The 16,210-nt window shown below is 74.8% G+C and carries 12 protein-coding genes; 10 read left to right on the plus strand and 2 right to left on the minus strand.

Annotation, left to right across the window (positions count from 1 at the left end; genetic code table 11):
* Nucleotides 1–17: 17 nt before the first annotated feature.
* Nucleotides 18–2,174, minus strand: a complete 2,157-nt coding sequence (glgX, locus tag ACI794_RS01610) for a glycogen debranching protein GlgX (RefSeq protein ID WP_456615543.1) — start codon at nucleotides 2,172–2,174, stop codon at nucleotides 18–20.
* Nucleotides 2,175–2,283: 109 nt separating this feature from the next.
* Here glgX and ACI794_RS01615 point away from each other — a divergent pair, with 109 nt between their 5' ends.
* The 10 genes from ACI794_RS01615 (at nucleotide 2,284) to ligA (ending at nucleotide 13,898) form a co-directional block, all read left to right on the plus strand.
* Nucleotides 2,284–3,051, plus strand: a complete 768-nt coding sequence (locus tag ACI794_RS01615) for an ABC transporter ATP-binding protein (protein WP_456615544.1) — start codon at nucleotides 2,284–2,286, stop codon at nucleotides 3,049–3,051.
* Nucleotides 3,052–3,125: 74 nt separating this feature from the next.
* The gene (locus ACI794_RS01620; protein WP_456615545.1) at nucleotides 3,126–3,914 is read left to right on the plus strand and encodes an enoyl-CoA hydratase/isomerase family protein; all 789 of its coding nucleotides are present in this window, start codon (nucleotides 3,126–3,128) and stop codon (nucleotides 3,912–3,914) included.
* Between the two features lie 14 nt (nucleotides 3,915–3,928).
* Nucleotides 3,929–5,023 carry an L-cysteine desulfhydrase Cds1 gene (cds1, locus tag ACI794_RS01625; protein WP_456615546.1) on the plus strand — a complete coding sequence of 365 codons (1,095 nt, stop codon included), beginning with the start codon at nucleotides 3,929–3,931 and terminating at the stop codon, nucleotides 5,021–5,023.
* Nucleotides 5,024–5,139: 116 nt separating this feature from the next.
* On the plus strand, nucleotides 5,140–5,919 hold the full coding sequence (locus ACI794_RS01630) for an electron transfer flavoprotein subunit beta/FixA family protein (protein ID WP_456579122.1): 780 nt from the start codon (nucleotides 5,140–5,142) through the stop codon (nucleotides 5,917–5,919).
* 34 nt (nucleotides 5,920–5,953) lie between these two features.
* Complete coding sequence (locus tag ACI794_RS01635) at nucleotides 5,954–6,916, plus strand: electron transfer flavoprotein subunit alpha/FixB family protein (protein ID WP_456602178.1); 963 nt, start codon at nucleotides 5,954–5,956, stop codon at nucleotides 6,914–6,916.
* Between the two features lie 97 nt (nucleotides 6,917–7,013).
* The gene (locus ACI794_RS01640) at nucleotides 7,014–8,414 is read left to right on the plus strand and encodes an MFS transporter (RefSeq protein ID WP_456602179.1); all 1,401 of its coding nucleotides are present in this window, start codon (nucleotides 7,014–7,016) and stop codon (nucleotides 8,412–8,414) included.
* The gene (locus tag ACI794_RS01645) at nucleotides 8,411–9,616 is read left to right on the plus strand and encodes a cysteine desulfurase family protein (protein WP_456602180.1); all 1,206 of its coding nucleotides are present in this window, start codon (nucleotides 8,411–8,413) and stop codon (nucleotides 9,614–9,616) included. The genes ACI794_RS01640 and ACI794_RS01645 overlap by 4 nt, the downstream gene beginning before the upstream one ends.
* On the plus strand, nucleotides 9,613–10,707 hold the full coding sequence (gene mnmA, locus ACI794_RS01650; protein WP_456615547.1) for a tRNA 2-thiouridine(34) synthase MnmA: 1,095 nt from the start codon (nucleotides 9,613–9,615) through the stop codon (nucleotides 10,705–10,707). The genes ACI794_RS01645 and mnmA overlap by 4 nt, the downstream gene beginning before the upstream one ends.
* Complete coding sequence (locus ACI794_RS01655) at nucleotides 10,704–11,693, plus strand: methionine synthase (RefSeq protein WP_456615548.1); 990 nt, start codon at nucleotides 10,704–10,706, stop codon at nucleotides 11,691–11,693. Before mnmA ends, ACI794_RS01655 begins: the two co-directional genes overlap by 4 nt.
* 63 nt (nucleotides 11,694–11,756) lie before the next feature.
* Complete coding sequence (ligA, locus tag ACI794_RS01660; RefSeq protein WP_456615549.1) at nucleotides 11,757–13,898, plus strand: NAD-dependent DNA ligase LigA; 2,142 nt, start codon at nucleotides 11,757–11,759, stop codon at nucleotides 13,896–13,898.
* Between the two features lie 4 nt (nucleotides 13,899–13,902).
* Here ligA and ACI794_RS01665 read toward each other — a convergent pair whose 3' ends face one another.
* On the minus strand, nucleotides 13,903–16,116 hold the full coding sequence (locus ACI794_RS01665) for a DUF222 domain-containing protein (RefSeq protein ID WP_456615550.1): 2,214 nt from the start codon (nucleotides 16,114–16,116) through the stop codon (nucleotides 13,903–13,905).
* Nucleotides 16,117–16,210 lie beyond the last annotated feature (94 nt).

Genomic DNA, 16,210 nt, shown 5'->3' on the forward strand with positions numbered 1-16,210 from the left:
GTGGCCGTTCCAGCACCTCACCTGTCGGGCCGGCGCTCGACCCGCAGCAGCCAGACGCAGCGGCCGGGCAGCTCCACCGGCCCCGGCGGCAGGAACGTGATCGCCGGCGGGGCGCCGCGGGCGTACTCGGTGGAGACCACCAGCTCGTAGCCGTCCGCCCACGGCGGCCCGGGCAGCTCGACGGTCACCGGGTCGGGGCCGGCGTGCAGCTGCACCAGGTAGGAGTCGTCGACGACGGGGTGGCCGTGCTCGTCGCGGTGCCGGATGCCCCGGCCGTCGAGGTACATGCCCACGGTCTGCAGCCCGGTGTCGAACCAGTGCGCGGTGGTGAGCTGGCCGCCGCCCGGGGCGAACCAGGCGAGGTCGCGGGTGCCCTCGGTGCCAGCCAGCTCGTGGCCCTCGAAGAACGCCTCCTGCCGCAGCACCGGGGCGCCGCGGCGCAGCCGGACCAGCCGGGTGACGAAGGCGAGCAGGTCCTCGTCGGCGGCCGCCCAGTCCAGCCAGGAGATCTCGTTGTCCTGGCAGTAGGCGTTGTTGTTGCCCTGCTGGGTGCGGCCCAGCTCGTCGCCGGCGGTCAGCATCGGCACCCCGGTGGAGAGCAGCAGGGTGGCCAGCAGGTTGCGCACCTGGCGCGCGCGCAGGGCGAGCACCTCGGGGTCGTCGGTGGGCCCCTCGACGCCGCAGTTCCAGTTCCGGTTGTGGCTCTCGCCGTCCCGGTTCTCCTCGCCGTTGGCCTCGTTGCGCTTCTGCTCGTAGGCGACCAGGTCGGCGAGGGGGAAGCCGTCGTGCGCGGTGACGAAGTTGATGCTGGCGAACGGGCGCCGGCCGTCGGAGCGGTAGAGGTCCGAGGAGCCGGTCAGCCGGTAGGCGAGGTCGCGCACGCCGACGTGCGCGCCCGACCAGACGTCGCGCACGGTGTCGCGGTACTTGCCGTTCCACTCCGTCCACGGCGGCGGGAAGTTGCCCACCTGGTAGCCGCCCGGACCGACGTCCCAGGGCTCGGCGATCAGCTTCACCTGGCTGACCACCGGGTCCTGGTGCACGACGTCGAAGAACGCCGACAGCCGGTCGACGTCGTGCATCGAGCGGGCCAGCGCCGAGGCGAGGTCGAAGCGGAAGCCGTCGACGTGCATCTCGGTGACCCAGTAGCGCAGCGAGTCCATGAGCAGGCCCAGCACGGCCGGCCGGCGCACGTCGAGGGTGTTCCCGCAGCCGGTGTAGTCGGTGTAGCGGGAGGGGTTGGCGCCGTCGAGCCGGTAGTAGCCGGGGTTGTCGATGCCCTTGAACGACAGCGTGGGCCCGGTGTGGTCGCCCTCGGCCGTGTGGTTGTAGACGACGTCGAGGATCACCTCGATGCCGGCGGCGTGCAGCTCCTTGACCATCGTCTTGAACTCGGTCACCTGCTGGCCGCCGCTGCCGGCGGCGCTGTAGGCGGCGTGCGGCGCGAAGTAGCCCAGCGTGTTGTAACCCCAGTAGTTGGTCAGCCCGCGGCGCAGCAGGTGCGGCTCGCTGACGAAGTGGTGCACCGGGAGCAGCTCGACCGCTGTCACGCCGAGCGCCAGCAGGTGCTCGACGAAGGCGGGGTGGGCCAGCCCCGCGTAGGTGCCCCGCAGGTGCGGCGGGACGCCGGGGTGCCGGGCGGTGGCCCCCTTGACGTGCACCTCGTAGATGACGGTGTCCGACCACGAACGGCGCAGGGGGCGGTCGCCGTCCCAGGGGAACGGGTCGTGGACGACGACGCCGCGGGGGACGTGGGGAGCGGAGTCCTGGCCGTCGGGGACGGCGGAGTCCGGGTGCTCGACGGGGTGGCCGAACAGCGCGGCGTGCAGCTCCAGCTCCCCGTCCACGGCCCGGGCGTAGGGGTCCAGCAACAGCTTGGCCGGGTTGTACCGGGAACCGGAGAACGGCTCGTAGCCGCCGTGGACGCGGTAGCCGTAGCGCTGCCCGGGGCCGACGCCGGGCAGCCGGCCGTGCCACACCTGGTGGGTGGTCTCCTCCAGCCGGTGCCGGTGCTCGGTCCCGTCGGGGTCGAACAGGCAGAGGTCGACGGCGGAGGCGCCGGCCGACCACAGCGCGAAGTTGGTCCCGCGGCCGTCCCAGACCGCACCCAGCGGTGCGGGGGCGCCGGGCAGCACGTCGGGGAGCGGGCGTCCGCTCGCTGTGTGTTCGGTCACCGGGCGATCGTGCCAAGCCGCCGACCGGAGCGGGCGCACCGACCGGCGCGACGGTTGGTTGGATGGGGGCGTGCCGAACCCTGACGCCCCCGGAGGGGCGGTCGTACGGATGACCGGAGTCGACGTCGTCCGGGGCGGGAACCACCTGCTCCGCGGCGTCGACTGGGCCGTGGAGGAGGACCACCGCTGGGTGGTGCTCGGTCCCAACGGGGCGGGCAAGACCACGCTCCTGCAGCTCGCGGCCGCGCAGCTGCACCCGACGCGGGGCGAGGTGCGGTTGCTCGGCGAGACGCTCGGCGCCGTCGACGTCTTCGACCTGCGGCCCCGCATCGGGCTGACCAGCGCCTCGCTGGCCCAGCGGATCGGGCCCGCGGAGAAGACCGGGGACGTCGTCGTCTCGGCCGGGTACGCCGTCGTCGGCCGGTGGCGGGAGCGGTACGACGTCCACGACCTCACCCGGGCCGGGATGCTCATGGCGCAGTGGGGCGTGGCCCAGTACGCGCACCGCCCTTTCGGCACCCTCAGCGAGGGCGAGCGCAAGCGCACCCAGATCGCCCGCGCGCTGATGCCCGACCCGGAGCTGCTGCTGCTCGACGAGCCCGGGGCCGGTCTCGACCTGGGCGGTCGCGAGGACCTCGTCGCCCGGCTCTCGGACCTGGCGAGGTACCACTACGCGCCCGCCCAGGTGCTGGTCACCCACCACGTCGAGGAGATCCCGCCGGGCTACACCCACGCGCTGCTGCTGCGCGAGGGGGAGGTCGTCGCCTCCGGCGCGGCCGACGACGTCCTCACCTCCGAGCACCTCTCGGACACCTTCGGCCTGCCGCTGGACCTCGCCCGCACCGACGGCCGGTTCACCGCCAGGCGCGCTTCCTGAGGCGGCCCCCTCCCGAGGCGCGGCCCGAGCGGAGCGGGGGTCGAGGGGGAGGCGGTCCTTATAGGGTGCCGTCCATGGCATCGACCCCCGAGTTCGTGACCCTGCAGGTGGACGACGGGGTGGGCACCATCCGCCTCGACCGGCCGAAGATGAACGCGATCGACGAGCAGCTGCACCTGGAGGTCCGGGCGGCCGCGCTCGAGGCCGGTGAGCGGTCGGACGTGCGCGCCGTCGTCCTCTACGGCGGGGAGCGGGTCTTCGCCGCGGGCGCCGACATCAAGGCGATGTCGCAGCTGGACGGGCGGTCGATGGTCGCCTGGGGCCGCGAGCTGCAGAACTCCTTCCGCGCGGTCGCGCGGATCCCGAAGCCGGTCATCGCCGCCGTCACCGGCTACGCCCTCGGCGGCGGCTACGAGCTGGCGCTGTGCGCGGACTTCCGCGTGCTCGGCGCGGGCGCGAAGGTCGGCCAGCCCGAGATCCTGCTCGGCGTGATCCCGGGCGCCGGCGGGACCCAGCGGCTGGCCCGCCTCGTCGGCCCGGCCCGGGCCAAGGACCTGGTCTTCACCGGCCGGCACGTCGGCGCCGAGGAGGCCCTGGAGATGGGGCTGGCCGACGCCGCCGTCCCCGACGCCGAGGTGTACGACACCGCCCTCGCCATGGCGCGCAAGCTCGCCGCCGGCCCGCCGCTGGCGCTCGCGGCGGCCAAGCGGGCGATCGACGAGGGGCTGGACCTGCCCCTGGAGCAGGGGCTGGACCTGGAGAGCCGGCTGTTCGCCGAGCTGTTCGACACCGAGGACCAGGCTGCCGGGATGCGCTCGTTCCTGGAGAGCGGCCCGGGCAAGGCCGAGTTCTCCGGCCGCTGAGCCCGGTGGAGGGTGTGGTCGACCGGTCGGGCCCCGGCGGCCGGGCGTGGGTGGACCGGGCCGTCGCCGCCGTCGAGGCCGACGCCCGGCGCAGCGCGGACACGCACCTGCTGGTCTACCCCCTGCCGCCGGAGTGGGGGGTGGACCTCTACCTCAAGGACGAGTCCACCCACCCCACCGGCAGCCTGAAGCACCGGCTCGCGCGGTCGCTCTTCCTGTACGGGCTGTGCTCCGGGCAGATCACCGAGGGCAGCACCGTCGTCGAGGCCTCGAGCGGGTCGACGGCGGTGAGCGAGGCCTACTTCGCCCGGATGCTGGGCCTGCCGTTCGTCGCCGTCATGCCGCGCTCGACCAGCCCCGAGAAGGTCGCGCTCATCGAGTTCCACGGCGGCCGGTGCCACTTCGTCGACCGGGTGGCGGAGATCTACGAGGAGGCCCGGCGGCTGGCCGCCGAGTGCGGCGGGCACTACCTGGACCAGTTCACCTACGCCGAGCGGGCCACGGACTGGCGGGGCAACAACAACATCGCCGAGTCGGTCTTCGAGCAGCTCGCCGCCGAGCGGTACCCGGTGCCGGAGTGGATCGTGGTCGGCGCCGGCACCGGCGGCACGAGCGCGACGATCGGGCGGTACATCCGCTACCGGCGGCACCCCACGCGGCTGGCCGTCGTCGACCCGGAGAACTCCGCGTTCTTCCCGGGGTACGCGGCCGGGGACCCGGGGTGGACGACCGGGGCGCCGTCACGCATCGAGGGGATCGGGCGGCCGCGGGTGGAGCCCTCGTTCGTGCCGACCATCGTCGACCGTATGGTCGCCGTCCCCGACGCCGCCTCGCTGGCCGCGATGCGGCACCTGGAGCAGGTCACCGGACGCCGGGCCGGCGGCTCCACCGGCACGAACCTGTGGGGGGCCTTCGGACTGGTCGCCGAGATGGTCGCGGCGGGGCGCACGGGGAGCGTGGTGACGCTGCTCTGCGACGGCGGAGAGCGGTACGCGCGGACGTACTACTCCGACGACTGGGTGGCCGCCCAGGGGCTGGACCTGGCGCCGTACACGGCGGTCCTGCGCCGGTTCGCCGCCACGGGGGAGTGGCCGGGCCCGCCGGCGTGACGTGCCTCACCCGCCCCTCGTACCGCGGCGGCGTTACTCCGCAGTAGCCTCCATGATCGGAGCCAGGCGGGCCTCGTGCCCGCATCCTGAACGCGTCCTGAGGAAGGTTCAGCGCGATGAACATCGTCGTTCTTGTCAAGCAGGTCCCGGACTCGGGAAGTGAGCGCAAGCTGGACCCGGCCGACAACACCGTCGACCGTGCGTCCGCCGACAACGTGATCAACGAGATGGACGAGTACGCCATCGAGGAGGCGCTCACCATCAAGGAGGCGCAGGGCGGCGAGGTCACCGTGCTGACCGTCGGGCCCGACTCCGCCACCGACGCCATCCGCAAGGCGCTCTCCATGGGCGCCGACAAGGCCGTGCACGTCGTCGACGACGCCATCCACGGCTCCTGCGCGGTGCAGACCTCCGCGGTGATCGCCGCGGCGCTGGGCCAGATGGAGTTCGACCTGGTCATGTGCGGCGCGGAGGCCACCGACGCCCAGCTGTCGGTCATGCCCGCCCTGCTCGCCGAGCGCCTGGGTCTCCCGCAGCTCTCCGGTGCCCGCAAGGTCACCATCGAGGGTGGCGTCGCCAAGGTGGAGCGGCAGACCGACGGCGGCTACTGGGCCCTCGAGGCCCCGCTCCCGGCGATCATCTCCACCTGGGACACGATCAACGAGCCGCGGTACCCCTCGTTCAAGGGGATCATGGCCGCGAAGAAGAAGCCGGTGGAGACCAAGACCCTGGCCGACCTGGGCCTCGACGCCGGCAGCGTCGGCCTGGCCACCGCCACCAGCAAGGTGCTCGACTTCGCCGGCCGCCCGCCGAAGGGCGAGGGCGTCAAGGTGACCGACGAGGGCGACGGCGCGCAGAAGTTCGTCGACTACCTCGCCGCCCAGAAGATCGTCTGACCCCGCCCGGATCCAAGGAAGAGGAGAACATCCCATGGCAGAGGTCCTGGTCCTTGCCGAGCTCGACCCGGCCGGCGGCGGTGTCCGCAAGACCACGCTGGAAGCCCTGACCGCGGCGCGCGCACTCGGTGAGCCGTCGGCCGTCGTCCTCGGTGCCCCCGGCACCGCCGCCGGCGTCAAGGACGCCCTCGCGGAGTACGGCGCCGCCACCGTCTACGTCGCCGAGTCCGAGGACGTCGACGCCTACCTGGTGGCCCCCAAGGCCGAGGTGCTGGCGCAGCTGGTGAGCGAGAAGTCGCCCGCCGCCGTCGTCATCCCCTCCTCGCCGGAGGGCAAGGAGATCGCCGCCCGCCTGGCCATCAAGACCGGCAGCGGTTTCCTCACCGACGTCACCGAGATCGCCCCCGACGGCACCGCCACGCAGGCGGCGTTCGCCGGGGCGACGATCGTGCACTCGCAGGTGACGGTCGGCACCCCGATCTACACGCTCCGCGGCAACTCGGTCACCCCCGAGCCGGCCCCCGCCGCCGGTGCCGAGCAGACCGTCGACGTCTCGGTGAGCGACGCGGCCAAGCAGGTCCGGGTCGTCGAGCGGGTCGTGGAGCAGAAGAGCAACCGCCCCGAGCTCACCGAGGCCTCCATCGTCGTCTCCGGTGGCCGCGGTGTGGCCAGCGCCGAGAACTTCTCGATCATCGAGGGCCTGGCCGACTCGCTCGGTGCGGCCGTGGGCGCCTCGCGCGCCGCGGTCGACTCCGGCTTCTACCCCCACAGCTTCCAGGTGGGGCAGACCGGCAAGACCGTCTCGCCGCAGCTCTACGTGGCCGTCGGCATCTCCGGCGCCATCCAGCACCGCGCCGGCATGCAGACCAGCAAGACGATCGTCGCCATCAACAAGGACCCCGAGGCGCCGATCTTCGAGCTGGCCGACTTCGGCGTGATCGGTGACCTGAACACCGTCGTGCCGGCCGCCACCGAGGCGATCAACGCCCGCAAGTAGCGGCACCCGTCGAGGGCCGGTTCCCGTGCAGGGGGCCGGCCCTCGACGCATGTCCGGGGACGGGAAGCAGGCGGGAGGTCCGGTGGTTGGGCACCGCGTGAGCACCGGAGCGCCGCCGACGCTGTTCGACCGGGCGCACCGGCTGACCACCGCGGGGCTGCTGATGCTGGTCACCTTCGTCGCCTTCGAGGCGATGGCGGTGGCGACCGCGATGCCGACCGCGGTCGCGGAGCTCGACGGCCTTGCCTGGTACGCCTGGCCCTTCAGCGCCTTCCTCGTCGCCTCGGTGGTCGGGATGGTGCTCGGCGGGGACCTCGGTGACCGCCGCGGGTCACGGGTCGCGCTCCTGACCGGGGTGGCGGTCTTCGCCGCGGGGCTGCTCGCCGCCGGCGTCTCGGGGAGCATGGCGCTGTTCGTCGCCGCCCGGGCGCTGCAGGGCATCGGCGGGGGCGCGATCGCCGTCTCCCTGTACGTGGTCGCCGGGCAGGCTTTCGCGCCCGGGCTGCGTCCGCGGCTCTTCGGCGCGTTCGCCGCCGCGTGGGTGCTCCCGGCGCTGATCGGCCCCGTCGTCGCCGGCCTGCTCACCACCCACCTCACCTGGCGGCTGGTCTTCCTCGCCCTCCTGCCGCTCATCCTGCTCGGCCTGGGCCTGGTCCTGCCCGCGGTCCGCGCGCTGCCCCGGCCCGCCCCGGTCGCGGCCCCCGCCTCGGCGCGGCGCTGGTGGGCGCTGCTGGCCGGCGTGGGCATCGCCGCCCTGCAGTACGCGGGGCAGCGCCTCGACCTCCTGGCGGCCGGGATCGCCGTCGCCGGGCTGCTGGCACTGGTCCTCGGCCTGCGCCCGCTGCTGCCGACCGGGACCGCCGTCGCCCGCCCGGGTCTGCCCGCGGTGGTCGCCGGCCGCGGGCTGCTGGCCGGTGCCTTCTTCGGCATGGACGCGCTGCTGCCGCTGGCCCTCACCGAGCTGCACGGCTACTCGGCCACCGCCGCGGGGATCCCGCTCACCGCCGGCGCCCTGGGCTGGGCGACCGCCTCCCAGCTGCAGGGCCGCCACCCGCACTGGTCGCGGGTGCGCCTGCTGCGCCTCGGGTTCGCCGTACTCACCGCCGGGCTGCTGGCCACGGCCGCGATCGCCGTCCCCGGGGTGGGCGGGTGGCCGGCCTACGTGAGCTGGGCGGTCGCCGGCCTCGGCATGGGCCTGGGCATGCCGAGCCTCAGCGTGCTGCTGCTGGACCGCTCGTCGGACGCGACCCGGGGCGCGGACTCCGCGGCCTTCCAGATCGCCGACGTCACCGGCGCCGCGGTCTGCATCGGGCTCGTCGGCGTGCTGGTTGCCGCCGCGGCGGGCGGAGCGCTCTCCCTCGAGGTCGCGGTGCTGGCCGGTGTGGTGCTGCTCTCCGCCGTCGCGGTCGGCGGCGCGGTGCTCGCCCCGCGTGCGGGTGGTCCTCCGGCGGCGGCGACCGGCCCGGCCGTGCCCGCGACTACCCTGAGCGCGTCATGACCTACTCGGAGCCGGTCTACCTCGACCACGCGGCGACCACGCCGATGCTGCCCGAGGTGCTGGCCGCGATGACCGGCCAGCTCGGCCGCGTGGGCAACGCCTCCTCCTTGCACGCGAGCGGCCGGGCGGCCCGCCGCGCCGCGGAGCAGGCCCGCGAGCGGCTGGCCGAGGCGCTGGGCGCCCGGCCGTCGGAGGTGCTGTTCACCGGCGGCGGCACCGAGAGCGACAACCTGGCGATCAAGGGCCTGTTCTGGGCCCGGCGCGAGGCGGACTCCCGCCGTCGCCGCATCGTCGTGAGCCCCGCCGAGCACCACGCCGTCCTGGACAGCGTCGAGTGGCTGGCCAAGCACGAGGGCGCCGAGGTCACGTGGTTGCCGGTGGAGCCCTCGGGTCGGGTCACCCCCCGGGCGCTGGCCGAGGCGCTGGGCGACGGCACCGACGTCGCCGTCGCGAGCGTGATGTGGGCCAACAACGAGATCGGCACGGTGAGCGACGTCGCGGCGCTCGCGGCCACCGCGCACGACGTGGGGGTCCCCTTCCACACCGACGCGGTGCAGGCGGTCGGGCAGGTGCTGGTCGACTTCGGCGCCAGCGGGGTCGACGCGCTCACCATGACCGGCCACAAGCTCGGCGGACCGATGGGCGCCGGCGCGCTGCTGCTGCGCCGCGACGCCGAGTGCACGCCCCTGCTGCACGGTGGGGGCCAGGAGCGCGACGTCCGCTCCGGCACCCTGGACGTCGCCGCCATCGTCGGGCTGGCGGTCGCGGCGGCCGCGGCGGTGCGGGGCCGCGTCGAGCGGGCCGCCGAGCTGGCGCGGCTGCGCGACCGGCTGGTGGCCGGGGTCGTGGAGCAGGTGCCCGATGCCCAGCTCAACGGCGCCCCGCTCGACGACGTCGTCCGCTCTGGGCCCGGCCGGTTGCCCGGCAACGCCCACCTCTCCTTCCCCGGCGCCGAGGGCGACGCGCTCCTCATGCTGCTGGACGCCCGCGGCATCGAGTGCTCGACCGGATCGGCGTGCAGCGCCGGGGTGGCCCGCCCCAGCCACGTGCTGCTCGCGGTGGGCGCCGACCCCGACCGGGCCCGCAGCTCGCTGCGCTTCAGCCTCGGGCACACCAGCACCGACGCCGACGTCGACGCGCTGCTCGGCGTGGTGGCACCGGTGGTCGAGCGGGCCCGGCGGGCCGGGACGGGGCGCCGATGAGGGTGCTGGCCGCCATGAGCGGGGGAGTCGACTCCGCCGTGGCCGCGGCCCTCGCCGTCGACGCCGGGCACGACGTCACCGGCGTCCACCTCGCGCTCTCGCAGAACCGGCAGACGCTGCGCAGCGGCTCCCGCGGGTGCTGCAGCGTCGAGGACTCCCACGACGCCCGGCGGGTGGCCGACGAGCTCGGCATCCCCTTCTACGTCTGGGACATGGCGGACCGGTTCACCGAGGACGTCGTCGAGGACTTCGTCGCCGAGTACGCGGCCGGCCGCACACCCAACCCGTGCCTGCGCTGCAACGAGAAGATCAAGTTCTCCGCCGTCCTCGACCGGGCCGTCGGGCTGGGCTTCGACGCGGTGGTCACGGGGCACCACGCGCGCCTGGCCGGCGGCGAGCTGCGCCGCTCCGTCGACGCCGCCAAGGACCAGTCCTACGTGCTCGGCGTGCTCACCGCGCAGCAGCTGGCCGCGGCGGTGTTCCCGCTGGGCGGCATGACCAAGGAGCGGGTGCGGGAGATCGCCGCCGAGCGCGGGTTCGCCGTCGCCACGAAGCCCGACTCGCACGACATCTGCTTCATCCCGGACGGCGACACCCGCGGCTTCCTGGCCCGCCGGCTGGGCAGCCGCCCGGGACCGGTGGTCGACGCCGCAACCGGCGCGACCGTCGGCGAGCACGAGGGCACCTACGGCTTCACCGTCGGCCAGCGCCGCGGTCTCGGGGTCAGCGCCGGGGACTCGCGGCCCCGCTACGTGCTGGGCATCGAGCCGGTGACCCGGACGGTGACCATCGGCACCGCCGACCTCGCCGGCGTGGACCGCGTCGTCACCGCGGCTCCCACCTGGACCCGGGCGGCGCCGGAGCTGCCGCTCCGGGCGGAGGTGCAGCTGCGGGTGCACGGCACCCCGGTGCCGTGCGAGGTGACCGGCGACGACGCCGGTGGGCTGCACATCCTGCTCGAGGAGGAGCAGCGCGGGGTGGCCGCCGGCCAGTCCGCCGTGCTCTACACCCCCGACCCGGAGCGCGGTGACCTGGTGCTCGGGCAGGCCGCGGTCCGGGCCACCGGCGACCGTGCCGGGATGCCCGCATGAGTGACGCCGGGGGTCTCTGGGGCCCCGCCTGCGGCGTCGGGTCGTTGCCGGGCACCGAGCCGGCGGAGGCGGTCCGCACCGTGGTCGGCGAGCTGCCGGGGTTCGCGCACCTGCCCGAGCTCCCCGGTCGCGGGGCGGGTGCGGACGTGCTCGGGCGCAGCGCCGCCCTGCTGGTCGACCTCGCCGTCGACCTCACCCCGGCGGGCTGGCGGCTCGTCCCGCGGCCGGGGATCGACAAGCAGCGGGCCGAGGAGTTCCTCGCCCGCGACCTCGATGCCGTGCACGACGTCGCCGCCGACTGGACGGGACCGTTCAAGGTGCAGGCCACCGGCCCGTGGACCCTCGCCGCCGGGCTGGAGCGCGCCCGGGGCGACCGTGCGGTCGTGGACCCGGGAGCCCGCCGCGATCTGGGGCAGTCGCTGGCCGAGGGGCTCGCCGCGCACGTGGCGGCCGTGCAGGCACGGCTCCCCGGGGCGCGGATCGTGGTGCAGCTCGACGAGCCCTCGGTCCCCGCCGTCCTGCAGGGCGCGCTGCCGACCGTGAGCGGGTTCGGGAAGCTGCCGGCGGTCGCCGAGGACGTCGTCGAGCAGGAGCTCGCGGCCGTCGTGCGGGCGCTGCCCGGACCGGTGGTCGTGCACTGCTGCGCGCCGCGCACGCCGCTGGGGCTGTTCCGTGCCGCCGGTGCGTCGGGGCTCTCCTTCGACCTCGGCCTGGTCCAGGACCTCGACGCGGTGGGGGAGGCGGTCGACGCGGGGGTGCACCTGCTGCCCGGTGTCGTCCCCGGCACCGACGCCGCGCTCCCGGCCCCGGAGGCGACGGCGTCGCGGGTGCAGGCGTGGTGGCGCGAGCTCGGCTTCACCGCCGACCGGCTGCCCGAGGCGGTGACCCTCACCCCCGCCTGCGGTCTGGCGGGGGCGACGCCGTCCTACGCCCGGGCCGCGATGCGCCAGGTGCGCGAGGCCGCGAAGTACCTGCTCCCGGAGTGAGGCGCCCGGCCCCGACCGGGTGAGCGCCGGTTGACCGTCGTAGCCGCCGGATACCGTTCGACCGTGAGCACCGACGCCGACCTCGTCGAACCGTCCGTCACCCCGGTGGCCGACCGCGAGGACCTCACCGAGGTCCCCGACGACGTGCGCACCCGGCACCGCGACCTCTCCGAGGAGCTGGACCGGTACGCGTTCGCCTACTACGTGCGCGACGAGCCGCTCATCAGCGACGGCCAGTACGACGAGCTGATGGGTGAGCTGAAGGCACTGGAGGCCGCGCACCCGGCGCTGGTCACGCCGGATTCGCCGAGCCAGAAGGTCAACGGCGGGTTCACCGCCACCTTCGCGCCGGTCCAGCACCTCGAGCGGATGCAGAGCCTGGACAACGCCTTCACCAGCGACGAGCTGTCGGCCTGGGCGGCGCGGGCCGAGCGGGAGGGCGCGGCCGGGGGGAGCTACCTCTGCGAGCTGAAGGTGGACGGGGTCGCCGTCGACCTGGTCTACGAGCAGGGCCGCCTGGTGCGGGCCGCCACGCGGGGCGACGGCGTCACCGGCGAGGACGTCACCGCCAACGTCCGCACGATGCGCGACGTCCCGCAGCAGCTCACCGGCGATGACGTCCCCGAGCTGCTCGAGGTCCGGGGCGAGATCTACTTCCCGGTGGCGGCGTTCGCCGACGTGAACGCCGCCATGGTCGAGCAGGGGCGGCCGCCGTTCGCCAACCCGCGAAACGCCGCGGCGGGCTCGCTGCGCCAGAAGGACCCGAAGGTCACCGCCTCGCGGCCCCTCCGGCTGGTGGTGCACGGCCTGGGTGCCCGGAGGGGGTTCGAGCCCGAGCGCCAGTCGGCGGCCTACGACGGGCTGCGGGCGCTGGGGCTGCCGGTGAGCGACCGCTTCGAGGTCGTGCCCGACCTGGAGGGCGTGCGGGCCTACATCGAGCGCTACCGCGAGCAGCGCCACTCGGTGGAGCACGAGATCGACGGCGTCGTGGTGAAGGTGGACCAGGTGGCGCTGCAGCGGCGGCTGGGCTCGACCTCCCGGGCGCCACGGTGGGCCATCGCCTTCAAGTACCCGCCGGAGGAGGCGACGACGAAGCTCGTCGACATCCGGGTCAACGTGGGGCGCACCGGCCGGGTGACGCCGTTCGCCTTCATGGAGCCGGTCAAGGTCGCGGGCTCCACCGTGCAGCTGGCCACCCTGCACAACGCCAGCGAGGTGAAGCGGAAGGGCGTGCTGATCGGGGACACCGTCGTCATCCGCAAGGCCGGCGACGTGATCCCCGAGGTGCTCGGCCCGGTGGTGGCGGCCCGCACGGGCGACGAGCGCGAGTTCGTCATGCCGACCCACTGCCCCGAGTGCGGCACCGAGCTGCGACCGGAGAAGGAGGGCGACGCCGACATCCGCTGCCCCAACGCCCGGTCCTGCCCCGCACAGCTGCGGGAGCGGGTCTTCCACGTGGCCGGTCGCGGCGCCTTCGACATCGAGAACCTCGGCTATGAGGCGGCGATCGCGCTGCTGCAGAGCGGTCTGCTCCAGGACGAGGGCGACCTCTTCTTCCTCGACGAGGAGGCGCTGTGCCGCAGCGCGTTCTTCACGAAGAAGGACGGCGCCCTGTCGGCCAACGGGCGCAAGCTGCTGACCAACCTGCAGACCCGGAAGGACGTCCCGCTCTGGCGGGTGCTGGTCGCCCTCTCCATCCGGCACGTGGGCCCGACCGCCGCCCAGGCGCTGGCGCGTGACTTCCGGTCGATGGACCGCATCATGGCCGCGACGGAGGAGGAGCTCGCTGCCGCCGACGGCGTCGGGCCGACGATCGCGGCGTCGATCCGCGACTGGTTCGCCGTCGACTGGCACCGCGAGGTGGTCCAGAAGTGGCGGCAGGCCGGTGTCTCGCTGGCCGATGCGGGCGAGGACGCCGGCCCGGGCCCGCTCACCGGGGTCACCGTCGTGGTCACCGGCTCGCTGCGCGACTTCAGCCGCGACCAGGCGATCGCGGCGATCCAGGAGCGCGGCGGCAAGGTGACGGGTTCGGTGTCGAAGAAGACCGGCTTCGTGGTCGTCGGCGCCGACCCGGGCAGCAAGTACGACAAGGCCGTGCAGGTGAAAGCGCCGATCCTGGACGACGACGGCTTCCGCGTGCTGCTCGAGCAGGGCCCGGACGCCGCCCGCGAGGTCGCGACGATCGGTGACGGCACCGAGGAGTAGCCGCTCAGAACGGTGGGGGAGTGGTCGTCGCGACCAGGCCGGTCGGGGCGGTCACGGTCAGTCGGCCGTCGGGCGCCAACTCGTGCCGCCAACCGGGCGCCTGGTGCTTGCCGCGGTGGTGACCGGTGCAGAAGCCGACGAGGTTCTGCGCGCTGGTGGGCCCCTCGGGCCAGGGACGGTCGTGGTCCAGCTCCCCGCCGAGCCGCACGCGCCTGCGGCAGCCGGGGAAGCGGCAGCGACGGTCGCGGGCACGGACGTACCGGTCGAGGGCGGCGCCGGGGCGGTACCCGTCGGTCGGGCCGGGTGGGCCGAGCCCCGGGCGGCCGGTGAGGTCGTGCGTGCAGCGGGCCGGCGCGCGGCGGCAGGCGGCGTCGTCGCAGCGGGCCAGGCGGCGGAGCTCACGGCTGTCGGTCAGCGCGAGCAGGGCGCCGGAGAGTTCGTCGACCACCGCGATGCGCGGCCGGTCGACCAGCGTGCCGCCGCCGCTCACGTCGAGAAGTGCGGCGAGGGCCGCCCGGCGGGACTCCCCGGCCGCGGCGCACGCGTCCAGGTCGCTCGGCGCACCGGTGACCCGCCCAGCGGCGCTGCGGAGCCAGGTGGCCTCGTCCGCACGGTCGGCCCGCTGGGCGTCGATGACCATCCGTCGGGCGTGACCGATCGCCCGATCCAGGCCCAGCAGCGCATCCGCGGCAGCTTGCATCGACCCGTGGGCGGTCGCCCAGCGAGCGGATCCGCCGCTGTCGTCGTCCTCCGTCGTGGGCGCTGGGCATGTCGCGGGCCGCTGGTCGGGTGCTGTTCCAGGTTGGACGTCGGAGCCGTGTCCTGAATCCCGGCTGGCATCGGGGTCGCATCCCGAACCCCGGCTGGCATCGGGGTCACGTTCGGAACCGGGGCTGAGATCGGGGCCGCGTCCTGAGCCGGAGCCGGGATCGGGATCGGAGGGCGGCGCCGGGTCGGCGAAAGCACCGACGCGCTCCAGCCAGGCCTCGACGGGTGCCTCCTCGGCCCACCGGCGGAGCAGCTCGTCCTCCGGGGTGTAGTCCTCCCCTCCCCACTCACCTCGGAGGGCGCGGGCCTCGACCTCCGCCCACCACCGCTCGTCGGCCTCTCGCCACTCCCTGGGCCAGGTGTCCAGCGGCCAGGCGCCGGTGGAACCGAAGTCGTCCGGCCAGGAGTCCGTGGGGCAGAGGTCGTCCGGCCAGACGTCGGTGGCGCCGGCGTCCCGCGGCTGATCGTCGGCCCGGCGTTCCGCTGCGGGCAGCAGGCCCAGGGCGCGGGCGAGGGCGCGGACCACTTCGGCGGGTACCGGCTCGTTGCCGATCTCACCGGGCTGATCGCCCCCGAGGAGGGACCGCACCCCGGCCACCACGGTCAGCTGCGCCTGGACGGCGGGGAGGTCGTTCTTCTCCGGCCGCAGGACCAGGTCGAGCAGGCAGTCGGCCATCTTCTGGCCGCGGGTCCTGCGGTCCTCCGGCTCGTCGAGCGCATCGGCGTACCGGCTCAGCGCGTCGAGCAGCGCCTGGGCCTCGGGCACCGTGAGGAGAGCGCCGAAGGAGGCCATGCCCTCGCGCCGGTCGGAGCGGATCGAGATACCCCGTTCCCGCAGCGACGCGGCCAGCCGGGCGGCCTCGTCGCGCGCGTCCCGGGCCAGACCGAGGCGGCGAGCCTTGGCGCCGAGCTGCGCTGGGGTGGTCACCCGGCCGGACATCCACGCGAGCAGATCGCGCTCCACGGCGGCTCGCCGCGCCGCGTCGGCGATGGGCGCCACCCGCTCGAGCATCGGCCACAGGTGCCCCGGGTGGATCTCCCCGCGCTCCAGCGCGGCCAACGTCGCGGGGAGCCGGTGCACCAGCGTCAGCGACCGGGCGAGCAGCTGCTCGGCGGCCTGGGCGGAGAGGGACAGCGCCACCACGAGTTCCTGCGCCGCCCACTCGCTGACCTCGGCCAGCACCTCCGGCCGGGCGGCCCGACGTGCCTCGCTCATCGCCCCGGCCTGACCGGCCGGGCGATCGGCCGACGCGGGACGGGTGGTGGCGAACTCGGCCACCGCCCGGGCGCGGAGAGCGGTGTGGCGGGCGATCTCGCGGTCGGCAGCCTGGACGGCGCCCAGCGGACCGGTGGCCCACCCGGCCGTCGGTGGCGCCGGCACGAACTCCGCGGTTGCGCCGGACGCGCCGCAGCCGGGCTCGGCTGAGCCCCCCGCCGTCACCTGCGCCATGTGTTCGATCATATGTTCGAACACATGTCCTCGCAAGCCCTTCGCGGAGAGGCGCAGGTCAGCAGCTCGAGCGGCCGCGCCGGCACGGTCGCGG

The organism is Blastococcus sp. SYSU DS0541, assembly GCF_054050875.1.